Origin of the sequence: Microcoleus sp. PH2017_09_SFU_O_A (assembly GCF_020738625.1) — a bacterium.
Lineage (GTDB): Bacteria > Cyanobacteriota > Cyanobacteriia > Cyanobacteriales > Microcoleaceae > Microcoleus.
The window spans coordinates 1-23,065 of the sequence record NZ_JAEQCF010000083.1 but is presented as its reverse complement, the minus strand read 5'-3'; the positions used below and the strand labels follow the sequence as shown (position 1 = coordinate 23,065).

Below are 23,065 nucleotides of genomic sequence, written 5' to 3'. Positions count from 1 at the left end.
ATCAGGGAAAAAGTTCGATCGACCTAGCAGTTGACTTTTGTCTAAAATAGTCAAATATTCTGCTTTTTGCCCTCATGCCTTCTGCAATTAGAGATTGCAGGTCGATCGAGTATACATCATCAACCCGAAGCGGGCGGCCACTCTTGACACCGCCCCTACTCTAAACCAGTTTCTTTGCACTTCACAAGCCCAGCAAAACTGAACTCAATATCTAATCAAGCTCATCAAAGAACTGATCTTCTAGCATCGGCAACATCGGTTCCAGCCTTTGGAACTCTTCTTCCGAGAGCAATTCAGGCTTGCCGTCATCATTCATTCGAGCCAAGATAAAAAACGGGTCTAGAGGTGTATAAATGGCATATTCCTGCTCTTCGTGATAGAAGCTGGTCAACCACATTAGTTCCTCGAACTCTGACTCCTCATCGGGATCGGCATTAGGCTCCAAATCCTCGTCAGGAAATTCCGGCAATTCACCAACTACAGTCAGTGTCACCGCCGTGCGCCGGAGTGTCAAGTTCTGCTCTTGCAGGACAACTTTAGCAGTATCAAAAATTGTGTCTATTTCGGTCTCGTCTTCTACAGGAATTGCTGCTTCGTCGGTATCGTCTCCGTGCCAAGTAAAAATTTCTACAGGAGAGTCGATCGGCAACAGCAAGGCGTATTCTTGACCTTCTAGGTTCATCGAATATTCTATGTTGCAAGTTAGCGATCGCCCAAATTCATCCGTCAGGGTGACGGACGTTTCGTGGGAATTACCATTCTCTTTGCGGTATGGGGATGAGGACATCGCGTGTATCTTAATTTTCCGTCAATAATTCAGTAATCTTTGCTTGACAATTGGGGATTTTCGTGGCGATATTGGGCCTCTTCGGGCGATCGCCAGTCCACAAACTTAAACCGCGAGACTCGCGGCATTTTCCACAGGCGAGGAGTGCAGCGTTTAAATCTCAGCCGAGTCCAGAGCGACACTGAGGACAAATCACAGTTATGTGCTGCTTCAGTACCGAGGTTCTGGGGAATTTTTTCCCATCTGTCAACGCTTACAGGTGTGCGTAGCAAACTTGCACAACTAGGATATCACGCCTCTGTTACAACCTATGAGGATTGGGAATGGCGCTCTTGCTTTTGTCTGCGCTCGTCTAGCCACTGCTGCAAAATCAAGGCCGCTGCTTTGCGATCGATCAAACCCTTATGGCGCGACGGGGACATCCCTTGGGCTTGGATCAGTTCCTCTGCGCCCACAGAAGTCAGGCGCTCGTCGGCGTATTCTAGGGGGAGTTCTAAGGCGGTGGCGATGCGAGTGGCGTATTTCTGGACTTTTCGGGCTTGAGTGCCCACTTCTCCGTTGAGGGAGTAGGGCAGGCCAGCCACCAAAATTTGCACTCTTCGCTCTTCCACGAGTTCTCTGAGACAAGCTACATCTCGATCGAAGGACGATCGTACCAGAGTAGTAATCCCCGTAGCGATTAAACCAGTGCCGTCACATCCGGCGATGCCGACTCGTTTGCTGCCGATATCTAATCCGAGGGCTGAAATCCATAATTTTTCGTTGAACATCAATCAATTTTAGATTTTAGATTTTAGATTTTAGATTTATTTGTTTCTGAGCCGGATATTTTTTTACGAACCGCGAAGACGCGAATAACGCGAAGGAAGAAGGGAAGAAGTTGGGTTTTTTCGGTTTGTAGTGAGGACTTTAGTCCGCATAAATAAGAGGACTAAAGTCCTCACTACAAACCCTTAATTTAGCCGACATTATATCAGAAATTAAGTTCTACTCTGGGGCGTCGCCGTCGATCGGCAATTCCGGCAAATTCAGAGGCAAAATGCTGCTAGCATCTGTTGCTCCAGATTCAGGATTTTGGCTGTTCAAAGGGTTAACTTGATTAGCTTGATTTTTTCCGGAGTCCAACAAAAAGGGCTTAATCTCAGACGACGCGGGCCCTGTTGTGGCTTCTCCAGCCATCGGGCCGAGCCAGGACATCCTACCCGGTACGGGTTTGCGAGTTGGCTGGAAGCTTTGCAGCATTTCTGATAGCTGGAGTCCTTCGAGGGAGACTAACTTGGACTCGCGCAATTTGTGCCACACCGATCGCGACATCAGCAAGCTGTGTTCCAAACGCACGGCTCCAAATTGCTCTAAATAAGCTTCCCGTTCCGGCTGATAGTCGGCGGAAGCCAGTTGCAGGCTTTGGACTGGGAAATCTTGAACGAGGCGCGCCATTTGGGATAGCAGTTCGGGGTACAACCAAGTGTAGGCCGGGTGCACTGTCAGTTGGGCGACGTGCGGCTGTTGGCCGTTGCGGGATAGCTGTATCTGAAAATAGCCGATCGCAGCTTTGCGCTGCGGTTCAAATACGTAGGCGCTGACTACCTCTGTTTTGCTCAGCCACTGTTTGACACCTTCAAATAAGGCGCCGAAGAAACTGGTTTTGAAGTCTTGAATGTGCCGATCGAATACTTGACGTACTAACGGCGGCATAGACGCGGTATCGAGTTGATATAAAAATTGAGCGTCAGCGTTGCTTACGGGCAGCAGGTTGGGCAAATCTGGCGTCGCGGAGGCCATTTCTTGGAGGCGTTCCGGGGCGATCGACCAATAAGTCATCTGGGCCAACGGCTGAAACCCGTTCTGGCGGTACAAGGCCAGGGAAGTTTTATCGCCGACATTCACCTCTAGCAGCCAGGTGCGTGCCTCCCAGACTGCCTCGAAGCAGTACCGCATCAGCATCGAACCAATGCCTTTGCTGCGGGCTTCTGGGTCTACCCCGACGCGATCGATCCGCCAAGTGCTGCGGGTGCGGTTGAAAGGAGAAATCTGAATTATGCCCTTAACTGTCCCCTCTTCTTCGGCAACATGGGCTCGAAACAGCGACTGACCAGGGTTGGGAAACAAGCTAAACAGCTTTAGCAGTCCGTACCAGCGACGAATCTGCTGAAACTTTTTACCTAGTACCAAGTCGCAGCTTGCGCCCTTGCGTTTTTCTGGTTGTTCGGCTGTTTCCGCGCACAATTGTTCCATCGCCTCGATGTCGCGGTACTGAAACGGGCGAATCACAACCTGGTTTTGGTTTTGGGAGGGAAATGAAGTCATATAGAAATTCTCAAGTGGTTATTTGTTATTGGTTATTGGTTATTGGTTATTGGTTATTGGTTATTGGTTATTGGTTATTGGTTATTGGTTATTGGTTATTGGTTATTGATGTCAACTTAATGTCAAACGTACTGCTGGTCTTCTGTTTACCGCTGAGGCCAGATCCCCCCTAGCCCCCCTTAAGAAGGGGGGGACAGGAGCATTCTCAAAGTCCCCCTTCTTAAGGGGGATTTAGGGGGATCTGGCCTCAGCGGTAAACAACATATACAAAGGCTTTTAGCTTTAACTTGACAGGCTTTGGTTGGCGAGTCACTCACGAAAGTTGAGAACCCTAATAGCACGAAACTGGACAAGAAAATTAAAAAATCAAATATCTTTAAGAAAGGGGAAGAGTTACGGAAGTTTTGAGTTCTCAACTTATAACTTTTAATTCTTCACCCTTTCTCGATCGATCTAAAATTAAAAATTTCAAATCATTAGTTTGATTTTTTAATTTTCAGTCTTCAACTCAAGATTTCTGTGGTAGAGGTCGAATTAACACAACCGGTGTTCGCTCGTCAGCATTCCCGGCGGGGTTGCTGCGTAACGCTTGCTCTAAAAATGTTACCGATAAATCGGAGGTCGCTGCTAATATCTTAACTGCTTTTAAGTCATTAGCGTCTACGATCGCCGCCGCAAGTCCAGTTTCTCGTTGAATTTCCTCTACAACTTGCTGGGGATTGTCCGGGCCGAGGACAATAAATTGGTCGAAGGGAGGCAAAGTTCCCGTAACATCGTCGATTAGCCTGGCTTGTTCCCCTGCAAGTTGGTAAAAGACTCCCGGTTTACCGAATATTTTAGCTATAGAGCCGATCGCAAATGCGGCCACTACACGCCAAGGCCCAACTACATCAACCAATGTCTGCATTCCGCAAGCGGTGGCCAAACTCGACATCGGCAAGAAAAACAAGCAGACTCGCTTGGCTACCCATCCGGGTTTGACTTCGCTGGGATGGCGGTAGCGTCCCTGCATCAAGGCTAAGGGAGTTTCGGCGAGGGCGACAATATCACCTTTGTTGGCGCGCGGTAACACGTAACGCTTGACAATTTCGACGGGATTGTCGAGTTCGGCGAGGATGTGGGTGCGAATTGGGAAGACTTCTGCAACGCCGACATTGCGGGCTGTGGGTACGGTGTCCGAGTTGGGAAATTGCAGCGGGACTACTACGTTGCGGACTCTGGGGATGCGCCCGCTTGGGCCGTAGGTGATGAAATGTATTTGCACCCAAGCTGACTGCAATTTGTTTAAATCTTGCCCTTGAATGTCTACGGAAACTTTAATTTTCGTGTTTTTTTGGGCTTTAACAATATAGCCGAACCAGTAATCGTCTGCTCTTGCTTCTGCGTCTTCGTGACCAGGAATGACTTTTGTCTGGGAAGTCACGCCGTCTAAACTTCCGTCTGACAGCAGTTTCACCTGTGCCCGCACATCTGGCAACATAATCTCGAACCGCTGTGTCAGATTGCGGAATTCCATTTCGCCAACCAACAGATAGCGGTTGGGTTCGTTTATGGCTAAGTGCCATTCTCCGGCTGTAAGTTCTAGTTTATTTGCACTCCCAGTCCGGCGATAGTTCAACTCTAGGCCCAATCCGCCCAATGCCAGCAGCGAACCGGCTGCTGCGATTCCTGTTGCTAAAGTCTCAATCACTCAAATCACCGCCAATAATATTTTGTGTTTACTGTAGTCGATCTCGGGTACTTCGAGATCCGATCCGGCAGTAATTGCATTTGCTGGGTTTGCTGGGGGGATGCCAGTTAGTAAATTTTGCTGTCAGCGGTTTGGATGTTGGCGGGCTGTGGGGATGGGATGTGCGATCGGTTGAGTTAAGATTTGAAATATCAAATTACTGAATTCGCGATGCCAGCTAAAGATATCTACCATGATGCCGTCAAGCAAGCGCTGATTAAAGATGGCTGGTTGATTGTAGCCGAAAACTATATGCTGGAATATGGTGGTGATAAACTTTATCCTGATATTGCCGCCGAAAAGTCGATAGCAGCAGAACAGCAAGGACGAAAAATTATTGTTGAGGTGAAGAGTTTTTTAGGCCGCTCTTTCATCAACGATCTAGAAAATGCAGTTGGTCAATATATCATTTATCGTAATGTTTTACAAGCCCAAAAATCTGAGTACGAATTGTATTTAGCGGTCGCAACTAGGGTTTATAAGGATGGTTTTCAAAAGAAACTCGCCCAATTAATTGTTGAAACTAATCGGGTGAAATTGCTAACTTTTGACACTGAAGAGGAGGTAATTGAGCGATGGATAAATTAGAGTATTATCGTCATTTGATTCGGAAAGTTTTAACTGAATATTACGAATTGGGGTCAAAATCGACCAATTCAAAGCTAGAAAATGTGCTGGTTTTTGACGAGGAACACGACAATTATTTATTGATGGTAATGGGTTGGCAGGGGGAAGAACGGATTAAGGTCAATACTATTCACGTGCGATTGCGGGATGGCAAAATTTGGATTGAGGAGGATTGGACAGAAGATGGGGTGGTGACAGATTTTTTGCAGGCTGGGGTTTCGCGGGAAGAGATTGTTTTGGCGTTTCATCCACCGCATTTACGGCAATATACAGAGTTTGCGATCGCTTAAGAAAGGCGATCGCCCTTCTAACTATCTCATCTAATTCGTTTAAAATTTAGATAAAAAGCAGCCACGATCCCTATGACACTAGCCATCACTCCAACCAAGCAGTATATCGAACAACGCAACGGAGGGTATTGGATTCAAGGAACTCGCATTTCCTTCGATTCAGTCGTTTATTCCTTCTTGAATGGAGAAGCACCCGAAAGCATTGCCCAAAATTTTCCACTTCTTTCGCTAGAACAGGTTTATGGTGCGATCGCCTTTTATCTTGCCAACCGAGAAATCGTTGATGCGTACTTAGAAGAAGGTGAAGCAGAATTTAAGGAATTGCAACAGTCTTTGAGACAAAAAAGTCCACTTCTGTACCAACAATTGATAACTGCTCAAAATCGGAAAAAAGGCGCATTATGACGAAAATTAGATTAAAAATTTGCGTTTTCATGCTTCTAGAAATCGCCACTATAGCTATCTTCGCTCCACAACTCACTAAGAGTGCGATCGCTCAATCCATCACAGACAAAAGCTGCGTCGCCGATATTGTAGGTGAAGATATTGGCTCACAAGTTAATATCAGATCGGGTGCTGGAAGCATTTTTAGCGTTGTAGGCACTGTATCGGTAGGAAATCTAGTCATTGTCGCTAATGATGACCAAAATAAAAGTGCTGTCGTATCTCCACTCAGTCGCAAAGATAGTGAAGGAAATGTCTGGTATTTGACGACAAGATTGAGAGCAAGTGAGTACAAAGGTTGGATCAAAGCAGACTTTTTGAAACTCAGATGTCCTAATCCCTAGGTGTGGCGCTCAAAAAGAGGAGGCACTCTGCACGGACTTTCTCTTTTATTTTACTTTAAATATGCGATCGCCCAAACAACTCTCGATCGCACTTATCCGATTCTATGTACTTAAGTATTTGCCACCAAACTTCAAGTATGAATTCGGCACAACTCCTACGAGAATTCCCTGATATTTATTTACCAGGACAGTGCGAACAACACCTCAACAACGCCCTTACCTCATTAACCTCGTTTCTCCGAGGAACTTAGAGAAACTTCTAGAAGTGCTGCTGTGCGGGCGAGGTATTAAATTCATTGTGAAAAATATTAGCTTAAACCATTTTTGGGTTAATATCGATACATAACCACAAATTAGGTGATACTCAAATAAAGGCGATCGCCCGATCGATGTCTCTTAAAAAAACAGCTTGCCTAAGTGTAGTCGAGCAAAAAGAATATCCGCATCGCTGCAATAGCGAATTGTCATATGCCATCATCCCAGGCTTCAATCTTTAACAAACTCATAGGTAGCGCCCCGCTGCGAGCTGTTTTGATTGTCCCCTTCGTGTTACAAATCATGGGGGCGGTCGGCATTGTTGGCTACTTATCTTTTCGCAACGGACAGAAAGCAGTCAACGATTTGGCATCTCAACTGCGGACTGAAGTCAGCAGCCGCATTGACCAGCATCTGGACAGCCAACTCGACACAGCACGCCACCTTGCTCAAGTTAATGGTGATGCCTTCGATGTGGGATTGCTCGATCCCAAAGATTTAGATAATATGGCTCGTTTTTTCTGGAAACAGATGCAATTGTTTAATGTCGGCTACATCAGCTTTGGCGCTCCAGGAGGCGAGTATGCGGGTGCTGGATATCAAACAGATCAAAATATTATTTCTGGCATCAGCAATCCAAAGCAACGTGGCAATCGAGATCATTACTTTTACAATACAGATAGTCAGGGCAATCCCACTAAGCTTGCTGAGATATTTAAAAATTTTGAGTTCGAGAAAGAACCGTGGTACTCAAACACGGTTAAAGCTGGAAAACAGACATGGGTTTTATATCAGTGGACAACCACGCCTTATCCTCTGTCTGTTTCTGCAAACAGACCGATTTATGACAAGAACAATCAACTAATTGGTGTCATAGTCATCGACCAGCGTCTTTCGGAAATTAGCGATTTTTTGCGTAAATTGAAAGTCAGTAAATCGGGCAAAACGTTTATTTTGGAACGCAGCGGGCTAATTGTTGCGAGTTCCAGCACCGAGCAACCTTTTAAATTGATTGATGGCAAGCCTAAACGGTTAAACGCATCAGAAAGTAGCGATGTGCTGATCCGATCGACATCTCAATATTTAGTTAAGCATTTTGGCGATCTCAACAAGATTAAAGATAATCAACAGCTTGATTTCTTGCTGAATAAAGAACACCAGTTTGTCCAAATTTTACCCTGGAAAGATGAGTGGGGATTGGATTGGTTGGTAGTTGTGGCGGTTCCTGAATCGGATTTCATGGGGCAAATTAATGCTAATACTCGCACTACGATTCTATTTTGTATCGGCGCCTTAATTGTGGCTACGGTTGTGGGTTTTTACACTTCCCGCCTGATTGCTGGGCCGATCGCACTATTGAGCCAAGCATCACAGGATTTCGCCTCTGGGAAGTTCGATCGCACTGTGGAAGTCTCCGGTAAGAATGAACTGGGTGTGCTTTCGGAATCCTTCAACGATATGGCGCAGCAACTGCGCGACTCTTTTACAGCCCTAGAAAATACCAACCTCGAACTCGAACATCGCGTCGAAGAACGCACCGTAGAACTCAAAATTGCCAAAGAAATGGCAGACGGCGCCAACCGCGCCAAAAGCGAATTTTTGGCTAACATGAGCCACGAATTGCGAACTCCCCTCAACGGCATTTTAGGCTACGCACAAATTCTCCAGCGCAGCGAACCGATGACGCAAAAAGGACGCAGCGGTGTTGATATCATTTATCAGTGCGGTTCGCACCTGCTAACGCTGATTAATGATGTCTTGGATTTGTCGAAAATTGAAGCCCGGAAACTCGAATTGCATCCCACAGCTTTTCACCTACCTTCATTCATCCAAGGTGTTGCGGAAATCTGCATGATTCGCGCCCAGGAAAAGGCAATTACCTTTGATTTGCAGATTGATTCGCAACTCCCGACAGGGGTTTGCGGTGATGAAAAACGTTTGCGCCAAGTGCTGCTAAATTTGCTGGGAAATGCAACTAAGTTTACGGAAAAAGGCGGAGTGGTTTTTCAGGTTGATGTGATTAAAGATGCTGAGTTTTCCGATTCAAGTTCTCAGTTAAATTTAAATCAAAAAATATATAAAATTCGCTTTACAGTTGAAGATACAGGCCCGGGAATGACCGCAGTACAAGTTAAGAAAATATTCTTGCCTTTTGAGCAAGTAGGTGATGTGAAAAAACAATCGGAAGGTACTGGATTGGGACTTGGGATCAGTCAAAAGATTGTGGGCTTAATGCAGAGTGAAATTGCGATCGACAGTCGTGCAGGAGTTGGCAGTATTTTTTCCTTTGAAGTGTCACTCCCGGAGGCGCAAAATTGGGCTGATAGTTCGAGAATCGTCGAACAGGGCGCTGTTTTGGGTTACTTGGGTGAAAAACGCAAAATTCTGGTGGTGGATGACAGGTGGGAAAATCGGGCTGTGCTGGTGAACTTGCTAGAACCGATCGGCTTTAAGATGATTGAAGCGGCTGATGGTAAGGAAGGACTCGATATCGCTTTAGCCACCAAACCCGATTTAATCCTCACCGATTTAGCGATGCCGGTGATGGACGGATTCGAGTTTTTGCACCAAATCCGCGCTCATCCTCAACTGCGAGATGCGATCGTGCTAGTGTCGTCTGCAAGCGTGTTTGAGATCGATCGCCAAAAGAGCCTGGATGCAGGCGGAAATGATTTTTTGCCAAAACCAGTACAAGCAGATGTATTGCTAGGCTTACTTCAAAAATATTTGCAATTGGACTGGGTATATGACGACACAGTAACTGCGCGTAAAAAAGCGCAAAATGCGATGCCAAATGAAATGCAGATTCCGGCGATCGAGATTTTACAGTTATTAGATGAACAAGCTCAATCTGGCGATTTAGATGCGGTAATCGAGATTGCCGAGGAAATCCAAACAGCGAATCCAGAACACGCGATTTTTGCCCAAAAAATACTCGTTTTGGCAGAAGGTTTTCAAGTCAAAGAGCTGCGGGCATTGATTCAAGAACATTTATCAAAAGTTTAAGGGGGAAAATCATGCTTGAGTCTGATAAAAAATTTATTTTGATAGTAGATGACAGTGCCACCAATTTGTCTGTGCTGTCGCAAGCCTTAAAAACAGCAGGCTACAAAGTGCGGGTAGCCGTGGACGGAGAATCGGCGCTCGTTATGCTAGAAAAATGTCCGGTCAATCCGGCAAAAAACTTTTTTCCAGAACTAATTTTGCTAGATGTGCAAATGCCGGGAATCGACGGCTTTGAAACCTGTCGCCGAATTAAAGAGAACCAGCTAACAAAGGCAATTCCAGTCATTTTTATGACTGCTTTAGCAGATGCCGAAAGTAAGATGAAAGGATTGTCATTAGGTGCGGTGGATTACATCACAAAACCTTTTGAACAAGACGAAGTAATTGCGAGAGTTAACATTCACTGGCGGCTCAAAGAGTTGACCGACAATCTGGAACAGCAAGTTACAGAACGCACTTGCGCTTTACAAAAAGCCCAAGTCAAGGTAGTGCAGCAAGAAAAACTGTCCGCCCTGGGACAACTCGTGGCGGGAGTCGCCCATGAAATTAACAACCCGCTGAGTTTTATGGTCAGCAACATTGCGCCTGCAAAGGAATATCTTACTGAGATTACAGAACTTCTTAGCCTTTATCAAAAATATTATCCTGAACCTCCATCAGATATCGCTAGCAAGATTGAAGACATAGATTTGGAGTTTGTGATCGAGGATTTTTCTCACTTGTTAGATTCCATGGAAGTAGGCACTGAGCGCATTAAAGATATTTCGCTGTCGCTGCGAAACTTTGCTCGTTCGGATGGAGATACTGTGAGCGCGATTGAGCTGCACCAAACTCTAGATAGTACGCTGTTGCTGTTAAAACACCGACTCAAGGATCAAGGATGTCGCCCCGCCATTGAAGTTATCCAAAACTACGGTGAATTGCCCCTAATTAAATGCTATCCCGGCCCGATGAACCAAGTGTTTATGAATTTGCTGGCAAATGCGATTGATGCTGTGGAAGAGGCTTGGGAAAAAGACCAGCGTCCTCTGAATATTACGATTAGTACGGAAGTTTTGCGCGAAAGTGCGATCGTCCGAATTGCGGATAACGGGTTGGGAATGACGGAGGAGATTCAACAACATTTGTTTGAACCTTTGTTTACCACGAAAGCGGTTGGTAAGGGCACGGGGCTGGGATTGTCGATCGCTAAGCAGATTGTGAGTGATAAGCACGGCGGTCAATTGTTCTGCAAGTCTATCGCCGGGAAAGGTACTGAATTTGCGATCGAACTTCCTATTTAATTTTATAGAAGAAGGAAGAAGGAAGAAGGAAGAAGGAAGAAGGAAGAAGGAAAGCAATGGTTTCAGCTATTAATAACTTCCTAACTGTGTCGGCTTGAAATCAAAGCCGATGATATCGGAATTATAGCCGAGTGCGAGCGTTCCCAATCGCGATCGATCGCGAGAGTGCGAGCAATTATTCTGAACCCTTACGAGGGATTATTCTGAACGCGAGCGGGGGGTTATTCTGAACGCGAGCGGGGGGTTATTCTGAACGCGAGCGGGGACGCTCGCACTGCACAACATCAATAGCTAATTTGCAAAGTCACAGAAGCATTTACCTGCTGTTCCCCTCCTATCACCGGTGTTGGAAGAGCAATATCACCAGCAGCACGAACACCACCAAAATTCTGGTACACAGGAGGCGGTGCGGAAGCACCGTTGACTTGAATGCTGAGAATTTCTCCCCGCTTGAAGTTGAGCGCGTTTAAGACTGCATCTGCTTGCGATTGAGCGTCTTGAGTTGCTTTTTTGAGTGCTTGTTTTTGAGCTTGGGCGATCGCACTTTCGGTAGCTACAAAGCTCACACCTTGAATTCGGGTTGCTCCGGCGCTCACTGCATCGTCTAGCAAAGTGCCAGCAGATTGAGTATTGATACGAAAACTGACGGTATTTGTAGCAGTATACCCTATTAATAAGCGCTGTTGGTTGTTTTCGTAGCTGTAATTCGGGTTGAGGGAGATGCCGGTAGTTTCGAGTTTTTGTACTTGGCGCGATCGCAGTAACTCTACCACAGCGGACGATCGCTTTGCCGCTTCCTGCTGCACCTCGGCCGCCGTTTTTCCCTGCACCTCAACCCCCAAATACACGAAAGTTTGAGTTGTCGGAATCGCTTCCACACCTCGCCCAGTAACCGTTAGCGTTCTGATCCGCTGTTCTTGAGCCTGTACCGGATCTAATCTCACAAAACTAACGAGAGTTAAGGTTAAACATAACGCTGTTAGCAGACTGCGGAAATTGATTCTAGTATTGCGTTGCAAATTTGAATTCATAAACTCGATGCTCCTCACATACAACAGATGATATACTTGACCTTCGCACTGGAATTGCTAAAGATTCAGCCTGTTACGTTTTTAGCAACTAAAAATTTTAGTCATTAGTCATTAGTCATTAGTCATTGGTGCATCTGGGTTTGGCAAATATATCTGTAGGGGCGAAGCATGACCGCAGTGAATATGAAATTATAACTAATAACTTATATGCGGTCATGCTTCGCCCTCTTCAAAACCCAGATGCACCCTTGGTCATTAGTCATTAATCATTGGTTATTAGTCATCAGTCATTATTTTTTATATGCAATCCTTAAAACAAGCTGCCCGCCAACTCAAAAAAGAGACTTACGCTGTTTATTTAGCCAGTACAGACCAAAGAGTACCTTGGTACGCGAGAGTTTTAGCAGGTGTTACAGTTGCCTATGCCTTTAGCCCGATCGACTTAATTCCCGACTTCATCCCAATTCTCGGCTACTTGGACGATTTAATAATTGTACCATTAGGAATTTGGTTGGTAATCAAGATGATTCCGCCACAAGTTTTAGCCGAGTGTCGGGAAAAAGCAGCCGCGGAAATAGAGCGAGGAAAACCGATAAATAGGACAGCCACTGCTGTAATTATTGCCATCTGGATTAGCTTGGGAATATTAGCTGCTATTTTGCTGAAACAAATATTGAAACGTTAGAATACCCGGCGGTTGAAACCGCGGCTATACAGACAAAACCCGAGCTCAGAGGGGTTGAAGAATAAGCAGTGAAAATTATCTTATTTTATTCAGTCCGCGAAGGCGGACATGGTTTGTGTAGACGCGGTTTCAACCGCCGTCTTATGGCGGACATCGTTTGTGTAGGCGCGGTTTCAACCGTGCGTCCGATATTCATGATATTATATTGTAGGGCGATCGCGCCTGACCTTAAAAAAACTCCCCGTATCAAACACTAAGTATTATTTATCCCTTAAAAAAATCCCAGAACTAACTATCCAACTATGACTCAAACTACCGATCACCTCAGCCACCTCAACCCATCCCAGCGCCAAGCAGTCGTCCATTACAACGGGCCGCTGTTAGTAGTAGCAGGCGCCGGTTCCGGGAAAACCCGGGCTCTAACTTACCGCGTAGCTAACTTAGTTCGCACCAACCGAGTCGATCCTGAAAATATTCTAGCGGTGACATTTACCAATAAAGCCGCTAGGGAGATGAAAGAAAGAATTGAGAAATTGCTGGCGACTCAGCAAGCTGAAGCGGAATATGGCAAACCTTTGGCAGATTTAGCGCCGGAAATACAGACGAAATTGCGATCGCAAATTTACCACAGAATTACCAAACAGATTTGGATGGGGACTTTCCACTCTCTGTGCGGCCGGATTCTCCGCTACGACATTGAGAAATATCAAGACGAAAAAGGCCGCCAGTGGAAGAAGAATTTTTCGATTTTTGACGAGTCAGATGCTCAAACTCTCGTCAAACAAATCGTTACCAAAGTCCTCAACCTCGATGATAAGAAATTTGACCCGCGCAAAGTCAGATATGTCATCAGCAACGCTAAAAATAAAGGTTGGTCGCCTCAAGAATTCCTCGCCGCCGAACCGGATTATAGAGGGCGCGTAATTGCCGATGTTTACAGTCGCTACCAAGATGCTTTAGCAGCTAACAACGGCTTAGATTTTGACGATTTAATTCTCGTTCCAGTTAAACTATTATCCCAAAATGAGCAAGTTTTAAATTATTGGCATAGAAAGTTTTGCCATATTTTAGTAGACGAATATCAAGATACTAACCGCACTCAATACGATTTGATTCGGATGTTAGTCACGAATAACGTTGACCCGAAACAGTTTGATAAATGGCAAAATCGCTCGATTTTTGTCGTGGGCGATGTCGATCAATCAATTTACAGTTTTCGGATGGCAGATTATACTATCTTGCTGGAATTTCAAGAGGATTTCGGCGATGGTTTGTCGGACGAGAAGACTCAGACAATGGTAAAATTAGAGGAGAATTATCGATCGCGCGAAAACATCCTCGAACTCGCCAACCACTTGATAGAACACAATACCGAACGCATTGATAAGGTTCTGCGCCCGACTCGCGAACCCGGAGCTCCGGTTGTGGTGTGGCGCGCTGACAACGAAATAGATGAAGCGCAATTTGTAGCTGGTCAAATTCAAACGCTGAAGCGCCAAAACTCCGAATACGAACACGGTAGCAACTTTGCAATTCTCTACCGCACAAACGCTCAATCTCGCTCCTTTGAAGAAGCGTTAATGTACTTAGATATTCCCTACAATATTGTCGGCGGGCTGAAGTTTTACGATCGCAAAGAAATCAAAGATATCTTAGCATACCTGCGAACGATCGCCAATCCCGACGATAGCGTCAGCCTCAAACGCATCATCAACACTCCCCGCCGCGGCATTGGCGACACCACATTTGGTAAAATCGAAGAGGCTGCAACTCAGTTGGGGATTCCGTTGTGGGAAATCCTCAGCGATGAGTCTTCTGTAAATACTCTCGCAGGGCGATCGGCAAAAGCGATCGTTAAGTTTGCCCAAATGATCGGTAATTGGCAACAAAAACTTGAAACTACGTCCGCGTCACAAATTGTCCAAGGAATTATCGAAGATTCCGGTTACATTGACGATTTGAAAAACCAAGGAACCGAAGAAGCCGAAAATCGGATCGAAAACGTTCGAGAATTGTACAATGCGGTGATCCAATTTGAAGAACAAAACGAAGAACCGACCCTCACATCATTTTTAGCAAAAGCATCTTTAGCATCCGATTTAGATGACTTGAAAGAAGACGATTCCCGCGTATCGCTGATGACGCTGCACTCAGCCAAAGGGTTAGAATTTCCCGTAGTCTTTCTCGTCGGAATGGAACAGGGTTTATTTCCCAATTTCCGCAGTTTAGATGACCCAAAGGCGATCGAAGAAGAACGCCGTTTGTGCTACGTCGGCATCACTCGCGCCCAGGAATTGCTATTTCTCACTCACACTCGCGAACGCCGCCTCTGGGGAGGATACCGCGAACACTGCACGCCTTCGCTATTTTTGGGAGAATTGCCAACACATTTGTTGGCTGGAAGTACGAAGAAAACTAAGACAGCTAAAACGGCTGCATCCCAGGGAAAAACTAATAATTCAGCAGCCCATTCTGGGAGTTCTCCATCAGAGTGGAAAGCTGGGGAACGAGTTTTTCATCATGCTTTTGGAGTTGGAGAAATTACTCACGTTTTGGGAGTAGGCGATAAAACTAATCTGGCAATTAAGTTTACAGGTTTGGGCCGTAAAATCATCGATCCGAGGACGGCGAAGTTGCAGCGAGTGTGATAGAAAATTCGTGTCGGCGGGTTGAAGAAGACCCGGCGGTTGAAACCGCGTCTATACAGGCAAAACCCGCCTCCGCGGGTTGAAGAATGGACGGTAAAAATGCGATAAAAATTACGTTTTTGTCTTCAGTCCGCGGAGGCGGACATCGTTTGTGTAGACGCGGTTTCAACCGCCGGATTTTCTAAGTAAAAAGCAGAAATAAAAACATAAACTCTTATGTCTTACAGTCAATTTACAACGATCGGCAAAGTTAAAGAAGCCTTCAATCTCACAGTAGTGGAAGGAATCAGATTTTTGCCGGAAATTGAGCCGATCGCACCTGCAACAGCCTTGCAGACCATGCTGGAGACAAATTTGCCTTGGGCGATCGCCACCAGCACCGAAAAAGCCCGTTCTGAAGCCATTATCAACCCTGTCTTGCTGGAAGTTCGCAGGATTCTCAACCAACAAATCAGCGTGTTTTCGGGTGAGGAATTCAATGTCGATGCTGCTGTTGGACTTACAGGAGTCTGCGATTTTCTGATCAGTCGTTCCCCCGAACAATTAGACATTGAAGCCCCAGCCATTGTGATGGTAGAAGCTAAAAAAGGAGATTTGAAAGTAGGTTTGGGGCAGTGTATTGCGGAAATGGTGGCGGCCCAGAGGTTTAATGAAGCGAAAGGGCGATCTATCTCAGCCATCTACGGTAGCGTTTCCAGCGGCACAGCTTGGCGGTTTCTCAAGCTAGAAGGGCAAATAGTGACGATCGATCTTACCGACTATCCCCTACCTCCCGTCGATCGAATATTGGGATTTTTAGTGTGGATAGTACGCCAAAATTAGCATCATATCAAATCTGCTTTTCTCTGAACAGGCAAGATGCCTGTTCCACAAAGAGTGAATTTTTTTGTGGAACAGGCATCTTGCCTGTTGCTAAAAGACTTATTAAGAATGATACAACATCTTATATCTTATTCGTCGGCAATTTCAACCATTACTAAGGATCGCTTACAATTTTAATTATTGTGGGATGGGCGTCCCGCCCGTCCAGAAAAGACGGGCGGGACGCCCATCCCACAAATATGTGTAAATTATTTAATTTCTATTACTAAACAACCAAAGTCCGAACAGAAGGGGACTCAAAAGAAATAATTCAAAGCTATCGCGTAGGAAACCTTCTGGCTTAACAGTCAAGATGCCTGTTCCACAATAAAATTTACTCTTTGTGGAACAGGCATCTTGCCTGTTCCTAAAATACTTATTAAAATGATCCAACATCTCATATCTTATTCGACTACCTGAGATTCCACACGCCTGTATTTACCAGCCAAACGTTCTCGACGCTGGCGGCGGTTGTCAGCTTCAAATATGGCAATTGCTTCATCTAACTTCAAATTGAAAGCGTCCAACTGTCGGCAGACTTCACGGATATTTTCAACGTGTCGCTTTCTGGTTTCAGCATCGGGGATTCTAGGTTGTTGATTCATCGTAAGTTCCAATCCATTTTGATTTCTTGAATGCTTGCTGCTGAGGCATCGACAATAGCCTCTCCGTCTTCTATCGTTCCATACAGAAAGTTTAACGTATCCGCAGTCGCAGCGGGTTGAGATTCTGTCACCTGCTGCAAAAGCCTGTACAAACGATTGTAAGAGGTTCTCAACCTTTCCTTAATATTATCCAGAGATTCTAGTTCCGGGAGTGTTGCTTCTGTCTCGCCAAACTGCTGCATGAATATATATTCTGTGGCGGTTGTTTCGTTGAGGATTTCCACTAGCCGTCGCTGCAATGTGAAAATTGTGTTCAGGATGTCATCAGGTAGCTTTGCCATTGTCCTTGATTTTTAGGGATAACTCAGACATGATAGAGGAGACGGCAGTGCCGTGTCCCTACAATGTTATTCTAAATAGGGACACGACACTGCCGTCTCCTAATTTCTGCTACTAATAATTCCAATGCAACCGGAAACGAGATCACTCCTCAAATCTAAAATCTAAAATCGATTGACTTCCCTGCTTCGCTAATAACGCACTTCCATAGGCAGCGGCAGTATGAATCGGCGTTTGAACAGGCACTTTCAAATAACGCTGACGAATCGCACTCCAAACCAGATTTTTGGCGCCGCCGCCAGCAGTATAAACTTTAGTCAAAGGAGTTGCACCGAATTCTTGCAATAATTGATATCCCCGCGCTTCAATCCGCGCGATGCTTTCTAACAAACCGTGCAGAAATTCTACTGAATCAGTCGGACGCGGTTCGATTCTCGGCGGCAAATTGGGGTCATTAATTGGAAAGCGATCGCCCTTTTTCAACAACGGGTAATAATCCAGTAAACTCTCTTGATCTGGATCGATTTGTGTGCTATAATTTCTTAACTCAGCATCAGTAAAAAAGTGTCGCAGCACCGCACCTCCCGTATTAGAAGCACCTCCAACTAACCACAAATCGCCTGCCAGGGCGGGCACGGGGGCACCGCCCCTACAAAGGGGGGGGAAACGATGGCTGTAAATTCCGTATCTCGAATCATCTACGCGGGTATGACTTAACAGTTTCACAGCTAAAGTTGAACCGAGAGAAGTTACTGCTTCCCCCGGTGAATTGACACCGCTTGCTAGAAATGCTGCAATGCTATCGGTTGTGCCAGCATAAACTGTACAATGGCGTGGAAATCCGAAGCGATCGCCCACTTGAGCCCTCAATTCCCCTACAGGCGTGCCCGGTGCGACAACTTGCGGCAATTTAGGCGTTACAGCGCCCGCAATTCCCTGGATCAGCCAATCGGGATAGCACAAAGTATCAACATCGAAACCGAGTTTTAAAGCATTGTGATAGTCGCTAATTCCCAATTTTCCGTGCAGCAAAAACGCCAACCAATCGGCTTGATGCAGGAAATAAAGCTTCTCAATAACAGGCAAGATGCCTGTTCCACAAAGACTGAATTGTGTTGTGGGGTGGGCTTCTAGCCCGCCCTCCTGCCACCAGAGGAGTTTGGCGAGGCTGGATGTGGCGCTTAAGACTGTGTGGTTGGCTGGTGCGATCGCCCGTAACCTCTCTGTCACCGCTGCACCGCGCCCATCGTTGTATAAAATCGGCTCACATACGGGTATACCTTGCGTATCGCACAGCATGACTGTGGAGGATGTGCCATCAAGGGCGATCGCGCTTACCTGATTGCGGATGGTTGCGGGGATTTGCTCAATTACAGCCGAGAGTGCATTTTGCCACACCGAGGGCAATTCCGGCTGTTGTGCGTCGGCAAAAGTGTATTCTGTTTCACAATGGATTGTACCCTGGGAGTCGATGATTGTCGATCGAGCGCCCGTAGTACCGAAATCTATTCCCAAATAAAGATTCATTTATAGCAGTTGACAGTTGACAGTTGACAGTTGACAGTTGACAGTTGTTGTAGGGTGTGTCGCCATTGAAAATCCCTCAACACAAATCGACAATCGAGCGAGCGACGCACCTGTGCATAGACGTAAAGTAGTTGTAGGGTGCGTCGCCCTTGAAAATCCCCCAACACAAATCGACAATCGAGCGAGCGACGCACCTGTGCCTAGACGTAAACTAAGCAAACCAAACAATTCTTTTGTAGCCAAACTTTTTCTAAATCATCTAAATATAAACGAATTTGGCTCAAGATTAACTCTCCCCTTTGCATCCATTAGCTAAGCGATCGTACTCAGCTTCTTCCGCCGCAATATCAACATTTATCTGCTCTTGATTTGCGTAGTAGTAAGCGAGTGATCCATGAACTTGGGCTAAATTTAAGTGAGAAATTTCAGCAATAATTTCTTCTGGACTCATCCCCATCTTGTACCAAACGGCGATTCGCTGAACGGTGATTCTAGTTCCTGCGATGCGGGGGCGATTTCCACAGGTTTCTGGTGTGGAAATTATCAGAGTGCCAATATCAGTTAAAGTTGGCATATATTTGAATCTGAGGTTAAAAATGTCAACTTAATTATAGCATAGGTTTATTATCATTTCAAGGCTTAGGTATGGGGGCGAGAAACCCGGTTTCTACGACTTTTGTGTTGAGTGACGATAAATATAGCAAGAAACCTGGTTTCACCAGATTATCGTGCTTCGACATATTCACATAGCGTAGTTGGTTCGGGAATGGGTAAACCTTCCTCTCGCAATCCTTCTAAGTGAAATTCGATCGCTTCTTTAATTTGCTGCTGTACTTCTGCAAGGGTTGCGCCTGTGGCTGCACATCCGGGTAAATCGGGCGCGTAAGCTGAATAGTTATTCGGTGTTTTTTCGATCAGAATGGCATAACGCATTATTCAGCCTCGACTTTAGAGTAGATTATCTTTGAGAAGTTGAGCTTTGACATCCTCTAGGCTAATGCCTTTTCCTTCTCGAAATTGCTGGCGAGACTTCCTAACTCTTTCTTTAAATAGGGGATGATTTTCTAAATCGTAATCAAAGGCATCATCTTCATCAGAAAAACCCCGCAATACACCGATCGCCTTTCCTTCTTTCAAGATGATAATGTCTTCTGCTTCGGCAAGTTTCAGGTATTTTGAGACATCTGTTTGTAAGTCGGTCAAAGTGACTGTTTTGATTATCTATTCCTCCGTTGGTTCAGTAGTTTTTCCTTCACGCAACAGCCATTGGGCCGCTTGTGATCTAGGAACAATTACGATAATTTATACAATATTGTACCGAACGTCATAGAAAATACGAATTTCATCAACTCTCAGGCGATATTGCGGTTTATCCATCTCCCGCAAGCGTTTAATTCTGCTTTTGCTTTCTTGGCTGGGATTGTGTAGGAGATGGGTTTCAATTGCATCGATTACTTTACTGCGATCGGTTTATCTGAGACGTTTTAGGTCTTGCAAAGATTCGGTTGTAAACTCTATTTTATAGGGCATATCTAAGCTGTATGTATTTTAATTTGTATAGCCAGACGGGTTTTGGAATAGGCAATCAGGGTTTAGACACTGGCTCATAAAATATGCTTAGAGATTACAGATTAAAGCTCTCGATGCGATGCCAGCGGACATGGTGTTAAATGTCAAATAGCAGAGCCGGGTAAGGACACAGCATTGCCGATATGTGTCAACTTAACCCCAAAACCTTTGTATCTCTCGCTTTTATCCGAGGCCCGATCCCCCTAAATCCCCCTTAAGAAGGGGGACTTTGAGATCGCTCCGGTTCCCCCCTTCTTAAGGGGGAGTAGGGGGCAAGCTAAGGGGGGATCTGGCCTTAGGAATAAACAGCAATCTCTGACTACGTTTGACCTTAAGTTGAGACTAATAAGCAATGCCTAAGTCCCCACTCAAAACTCCTTAAACTTTTGTCCCGCACTCAGGACAAAACTTATTACTCGAAACATTCTTGGCGCCGCAACTCGGACAATAAATCAACTCCGCAGATTCCAATTTACTCCGTTCGGGTAAACCAACCATTTGAGCATTACTCTTACCTGGAACTACCATCGGATAGCAGTTTTCGTCCCTCGTCACCTTCACGTTCATCAGCACTGGGCCGTCGTGAGCAAGCATTTGCCCGATCGCACCCTCCAACTCATCCGGCCCTGAAACCAGCATCCCCTTCACGCCGTAAGCCTCAGCCAGCATCACAAAATCCGGCATCCCCACAGTCATGTTCGAGGACGAATAACGCTCCCCATAGAACGCTTGCTGCCACTGCCGCACCATTCCCTGCCAACCGTTATTTACAATCACAATCTTGACATTAATGCCGTATTGTGCTAAGGTTCCGAGCTCTTGAATATTCATTTGGATGCTAGCGTCGCCAGCAATACAAATCACTTGCTCGTTGGGTAGCGCCATTTTCGCGCCCATCGCCGCCGGCAGCCCGAAACCCATTGTTCCCAAACCAGCGCTGGAAATCCAGCGGCGCGGCCCGTTGTTTAAGAATTGAGCCGACCACATTTGATGTTGACCTACATCCGTTGTGTAGTAAGCATCCGGCGCTTGAGTCGCCAACTCCGAAATCACCTGCTGGGGAGACAAAATATCGGGGTAGTGAGGCACAACTAACGGATAATCCTGTTTCCAGCGATCGATCCTGTGCAGCCATTCCCCAGTTTGTCCGGCAGTTCCCGAAACACCAGTTTCCCGACAGCGGCGCAGCATATCCATCAAAACTTGCCGGACATCTCCGACAATCGGCACGTCTGGGCCGCGATTTTTGCCGACTTCCGCCGGATCGATATCGATGTGAATCACCTTCGCCCGCGCGGCAAACTCGTCTAGTTTTCCCGTTACTCGATCGTCAAACCGAGCTCCGACAGCAATCAACAAATCGCACTCGGTAACGGCAAAATTAGCATAAGCAGTGCCGTGCATCCCCAGCATTTTCACAGACAGAGGATGGTTTTCATCAAATGCACCTTTGCCCATCAGCGTTGTCGTGACAGGTAATTGGAACATCTCGGCGAGTTCCTTAATTTCCTCGTGGGCCCCGGCTGCGATCGCCCCGCCGCCCACATACAGCAAAGGACGCTTCGCTTCCTTCAGCAACTCAATCGCTTGATTAATCTGCCGAGGATTTCCCTTGACTGTCGGGCGATAGCCAGGAATTCTCACCGATCCGGGTGTCACGGGGAGATAGTCAAACTCTTCTAAACCAACATCCTTGGGAACATCAATCAACACCGGGCCCGGGCGTCCCGTACTCGCGATGTGGAAAGCTTCAGCGACAATTCGCGCCATATCTCTCGGATCGCGCACTACATAGGAATGCTTGACAATTGGCAAAGTAATGCCGTAAATATCAGTTTCCTGAAACGCATCAGTGCCGATCGCCGGACGGGGCACTTGACCGGTAATAATTACCATTGGGATAGAATCCATGTGCGCCGTCGCAATCCCCGTCACCAAATTAGTTGCACCCGGCCCGGAAGTCGCGAAACAAACCCCAACTTGTCCGGTAGCGCGGGCATACCCATCGGCTGCGTGGGCTGCTCCTTGTTCGTGCCGCACCAGAATGTGTTTGATCCCGCCACTTTCTTCAGCGCGGTAGAGTTCGTCGTAAAGCGGCAGAATTGCGCCGCCGGGATAACCAAAAATATGCTTGACACCGTGGCGGATCAAGCTGTCAATCAGAGCAAATCCACCAGTTGCACGTTTAACGGCGACTTTAGTTTTTAGTTGCACAGAATTTCTTTCCTCAAACTAATTATGTTTTTTAATGAAAGCTTTTATAACACTTTAATCTCAATAATCAAACTCTGAAAATTTAACTGCTAATATTTTACAAAAAGTTTCGCGAGCGATGTGCGATCGTCGGGAAATATTGCTAGTGCGAAGTGTGGCTTCAGCCCCTCAACGTAGTATCCGTTTAAAATCCCCTCGCCTTTAGGCAGAGGGATCAGTCAAACTTTTAACTAATACGAGTGGGAAGTCCGGCACTCTATCCGCTTACAGGATGAGTGACGGGATGAAAACGAGCAGCAAACAAATTGAGCGATAGCGAATCCATGATAGGATCGAAATAAGCGGGGATGATAAGAGTAGCCGTGGTGGGCGAACTTTCCGTTGTATAAAGGCTAGACACCACCTATCAGTTTCAGACTGGTAGCCCCAAAATCCCTTTCTTGCCGTAAAAGAGCTGATGGATGGGTGAAAAAATCAACAATTCTACTCCTTGGGACACAGGGAGTCTGCCGGA

At 46.1% G+C, this 23,065-nt stretch carries 22 protein-coding genes; 9 read left to right on the top strand and 13 right to left on the bottom strand.

Annotation, left to right across the window (positions count from 1 at the left end):
- Positions 1–211: 211 nt before the first annotated feature.
- From JGK16_RS25890 to JGK16_RS25870, 5 genes are all read right to left on the bottom strand, one after another.
- Positions 212–787, bottom strand: coding sequence for a DUF3727 domain-containing protein (locus JGK16_RS25890; RefSeq protein ID WP_293182193.1), 576 nt, complete (start codon positions 785–787; stop codon positions 212–214).
- A 29-nt stretch (positions 788–816) separates the two neighbouring features.
- A complete protein-coding gene (locus JGK16_RS25885; RefSeq protein WP_293193201.1) occupies positions 817–1,059 on the bottom strand; it encodes a hypothetical protein in 243 nt (80 codons plus the stop codon).
- Positions 1,060–1,095: 36 nt separating this feature from the next.
- Complete coding sequence (gene ruvX / locus JGK16_RS25880; protein WP_293193202.1) at positions 1,096–1,557, bottom strand: Holliday junction resolvase RuvX; 462 nt, start codon at positions 1,555–1,557, stop codon at positions 1,096–1,098.
- Between the two features lie 217 nt (positions 1,558–1,774).
- Positions 1,775–3,094: a GNAT family N-acetyltransferase gene (locus JGK16_RS25875; protein ID WP_293193203.1), complete on the bottom strand. Its 1,320-nt coding sequence runs from the start codon at positions 3,092–3,094 to the stop codon at positions 1,775–1,777.
- Positions 3,095–3,602: 508 nt separating this feature from the next.
- A complete protein-coding gene (locus JGK16_RS25870; RefSeq protein ID WP_293182186.1) occupies positions 3,603–4,784 on the bottom strand; it encodes a F420-0:Gamma-glutamyl ligase in 1,182 nt (393 codons plus the stop codon).
- 210 nt (positions 4,785–4,994) lie between these two features.
- Between JGK16_RS25870 and JGK16_RS25865 the strand changes: the two genes are divergently transcribed.
- The 6 genes from JGK16_RS25865 to JGK16_RS25840 all read left to right on the top strand — a co-directional run bounded on the left by JGK16_RS25865 (position 4,995) and on the right by JGK16_RS25840 (position 11,072).
- Positions 4,995–5,411, top strand: coding sequence for a XisH family protein (locus JGK16_RS25865; protein WP_293182184.1), 417 nt, complete (start codon positions 4,995–4,997; stop codon positions 5,409–5,411).
- The gene (locus tag JGK16_RS25860) at positions 5,399–5,740 is read left to right on the top strand and encodes a XisI protein (RefSeq protein ID WP_293193205.1); all 342 of its coding nucleotides are present in this window, start codon (positions 5,399–5,401) and stop codon (positions 5,738–5,740) included. The genes JGK16_RS25865 and JGK16_RS25860 overlap by 13 nt, the downstream gene beginning before the upstream one ends.
- Positions 5,741–5,812: 72 nt before the next feature.
- Positions 5,813–6,145, top strand: a complete 333-nt coding sequence (locus JGK16_RS25855) for a DUF433 domain-containing protein (protein ID WP_293182180.1) — start codon at positions 5,813–5,815, stop codon at positions 6,143–6,145.
- Complete coding sequence (locus tag JGK16_RS25850) at positions 6,142–6,528, top strand: SH3 domain-containing protein (protein WP_293182178.1); 387 nt, start codon at positions 6,142–6,144, stop codon at positions 6,526–6,528. The genes JGK16_RS25855 and JGK16_RS25850 overlap by 4 nt, the downstream gene beginning before the upstream one ends.
- Positions 6,529–6,996: 468 nt before the next feature.
- On the top strand, positions 6,997–9,789 hold the full coding sequence (locus JGK16_RS25845) for a hybrid sensor histidine kinase/response regulator (protein WP_293182176.1): 2,793 nt from the start codon (positions 6,997–6,999) through the stop codon (positions 9,787–9,789).
- An 11-nt stretch (positions 9,790–9,800) separates the two neighbouring features.
- On the top strand, positions 9,801–11,072 hold the full coding sequence (locus JGK16_RS25840) for a response regulator (protein ID WP_293182174.1): 1,272 nt from the start codon (positions 9,801–9,803) through the stop codon (positions 11,070–11,072).
- Between the two features lie 284 nt (positions 11,073–11,356).
- On the opposite strand, the gene JGK16_RS25835 is transcribed toward JGK16_RS25840, so the two are convergent.
- Positions 11,357–12,103: an SIMPL domain-containing protein gene (locus JGK16_RS25835; protein WP_293182172.1), complete on the bottom strand. Its 747-nt coding sequence runs from the start codon at positions 12,101–12,103 to the stop codon at positions 11,357–11,359.
- Positions 12,104–12,404: 301 nt separating this feature from the next.
- Between JGK16_RS25835 and JGK16_RS25830 the strand changes: the two genes are divergently transcribed.
- From JGK16_RS25830 to JGK16_RS25820, 3 genes are all read left to right on the top strand, one after another.
- The gene (locus JGK16_RS25830) at positions 12,405–12,788 is read left to right on the top strand and encodes a YkvA family protein (RefSeq protein ID WP_293193206.1); all 384 of its coding nucleotides are present in this window, start codon (positions 12,405–12,407) and stop codon (positions 12,786–12,788) included.
- 302 nt (positions 12,789–13,090) lie between these two features.
- Complete coding sequence (pcrA, locus tag JGK16_RS25825) at positions 13,091–15,436, top strand: DNA helicase PcrA (RefSeq protein ID WP_293182168.1); 2,346 nt, start codon at positions 13,091–13,093, stop codon at positions 15,434–15,436.
- A 216-nt stretch (positions 15,437–15,652) separates the two neighbouring features.
- Entirely contained in the window at positions 15,653–16,258 is a 606-nt protein-coding gene (locus JGK16_RS25820; protein ID WP_293182166.1) for a hypothetical protein, read from the top strand.
- Positions 16,259–16,701: 443 nt separating this feature from the next.
- Here the strand turns inward: JGK16_RS25820 and JGK16_RS25815 are convergent, their stop codons facing one another.
- The 7 genes from JGK16_RS25815 to ilvB form a co-directional block, all read right to left on the bottom strand.
- Positions 16,702–16,902, bottom strand: a complete 201-nt coding sequence (locus tag JGK16_RS25815; protein ID WP_293182164.1) for a hypothetical protein — start codon at positions 16,900–16,902, stop codon at positions 16,702–16,704.
- Entirely contained in the window at positions 16,899–17,243 is a 345-nt protein-coding gene (locus JGK16_RS25810; RefSeq protein ID WP_293182162.1) for a hypothetical protein, read from the bottom strand. Before JGK16_RS25810 ends, JGK16_RS25815 begins: the two co-directional genes overlap by 4 nt.
- Before the next feature lie 142 nt (positions 17,244–17,385).
- Complete coding sequence (locus JGK16_RS25805) at positions 17,386–18,768, bottom strand: FGGY-family carbohydrate kinase (protein ID WP_293193859.1); 1,383 nt, start codon at positions 18,766–18,768, stop codon at positions 17,386–17,388.
- Between the two features lie 286 nt (positions 18,769–19,054).
- Positions 19,055–19,342, bottom strand: a complete 288-nt coding sequence (locus tag JGK16_RS25800) for a DUF433 domain-containing protein (protein WP_293182158.1) — start codon at positions 19,340–19,342, stop codon at positions 19,055–19,057.
- Between the two features lie 149 nt (positions 19,343–19,491).
- Positions 19,492–19,701, bottom strand: a complete 210-nt coding sequence (locus JGK16_RS25795) for a type II toxin-antitoxin system HicB family antitoxin (RefSeq protein ID WP_293182156.1) — start codon at positions 19,699–19,701, stop codon at positions 19,492–19,494.
- Positions 19,702–19,716: 15 nt separating this feature from the next.
- Complete coding sequence (locus JGK16_RS25790) at positions 19,717–19,971, bottom strand: hypothetical protein (RefSeq protein WP_293182154.1); 255 nt, start codon at positions 19,969–19,971, stop codon at positions 19,717–19,719.
- A gap of 744 nt (positions 19,972–20,715) precedes the next feature.
- Positions 20,716–22,551 (bottom strand): biosynthetic-type acetolactate synthase large subunit, encoded by a 1,836-nt coding sequence (gene ilvB / locus JGK16_RS25785; protein ID WP_293193861.1) that lies wholly within the window; start codon positions 22,549–22,551, stop codon positions 20,716–20,718.
- Between the last annotated feature and the right edge of the window lie 514 nt (positions 22,552–23,065).

Bases quoted from the DNA above. Each gene is read 5' to 3' on its own strand.
- JGK16_RS25890 (WP_293182193.1), bottom strand. From the start codon at position 787: ATGTCCTCATCCCCATACCGCAAAGAGAATGGTAATTCCCACGAAACG.
- ruvX (WP_293193202.1), bottom strand. From the start codon at position 1,557: ATGTTCAACGAAAAATTATGGATTTCAGCCCTCGGATTAGATATCGGC.
- JGK16_RS25875 (WP_293193203.1), bottom strand. From the start codon at position 3,094: ATGACTTCATTTCCCTCCCAAAACCAAAACCAGGTTGTGATTCGCCCG.
- JGK16_RS25865 (WP_293182184.1), top strand. From the start codon at position 4,995: ATGCCAGCTAAAGATATCTACCATGATGCCGTCAAGCAAGCGCTGATT.
- JGK16_RS25860 (WP_293193205.1), top strand. From the start codon at position 5,399: ATGGATAAATTAGAGTATTATCGTCATTTGATTCGGAAAGTTTTAACT.
- JGK16_RS25855 (WP_293182180.1), top strand. From the start codon at position 5,813: ATGACACTAGCCATCACTCCAACCAAGCAGTATATCGAACAACGCAAC.
- JGK16_RS25850 (WP_293182178.1), top strand. From the start codon at position 6,142: ATGACGAAAATTAGATTAAAAATTTGCGTTTTCATGCTTCTAGAAATC.
- JGK16_RS25845 (WP_293182176.1), top strand. From the start codon at position 6,997: ATGCCATCATCCCAGGCTTCAATCTTTAACAAACTCATAGGTAGCGCC.
- JGK16_RS25840 (WP_293182174.1), top strand. From the start codon at position 9,801: ATGCTTGAGTCTGATAAAAAATTTATTTTGATAGTAGATGACAGTGCC.
- JGK16_RS25835 (WP_293182172.1), bottom strand. From the start codon at position 12,103: ATGAATTCAAATTTGCAACGCAATACTAGAATCAATTTCCGCAGTCTG.
- JGK16_RS25830 (WP_293193206.1), top strand. From the start codon at position 12,405: ATGCAATCCTTAAAACAAGCTGCCCGCCAACTCAAAAAAGAGACTTAC.
- pcrA (WP_293182168.1), top strand. From the start codon at position 13,091: ATGACTCAAACTACCGATCACCTCAGCCACCTCAACCCATCCCAGCGC.
- JGK16_RS25820 (WP_293182166.1), top strand. From the start codon at position 15,653: ATGTCTTACAGTCAATTTACAACGATCGGCAAAGTTAAAGAAGCCTTC.
- JGK16_RS25815 (WP_293182164.1), bottom strand. From the start codon at position 16,902: ATGAATCAACAACCTAGAATCCCCGATGCTGAAACCAGAAAGCGACAC.
- JGK16_RS25810 (WP_293182162.1), bottom strand. From the start codon at position 17,243: ATGGCAAAGCTACCTGATGACATCCTGAACACAATTTTCACATTGCAG.
- JGK16_RS25805 (WP_293193859.1), bottom strand. From the start codon at position 18,768: ATGAATCTTTATTTGGGAATAGATTTCGGTACTACGGGCGCTCGATCG.
- JGK16_RS25800 (WP_293182158.1), bottom strand. From the start codon at position 19,342: ATGCCAACTTTAACTGATATTGGCACTCTGATAATTTCCACACCAGAA.
- JGK16_RS25795 (WP_293182156.1), bottom strand. From the start codon at position 19,701: ATGCGTTATGCCATTCTGATCGAAAAAACACCGAATAACTATTCAGCT.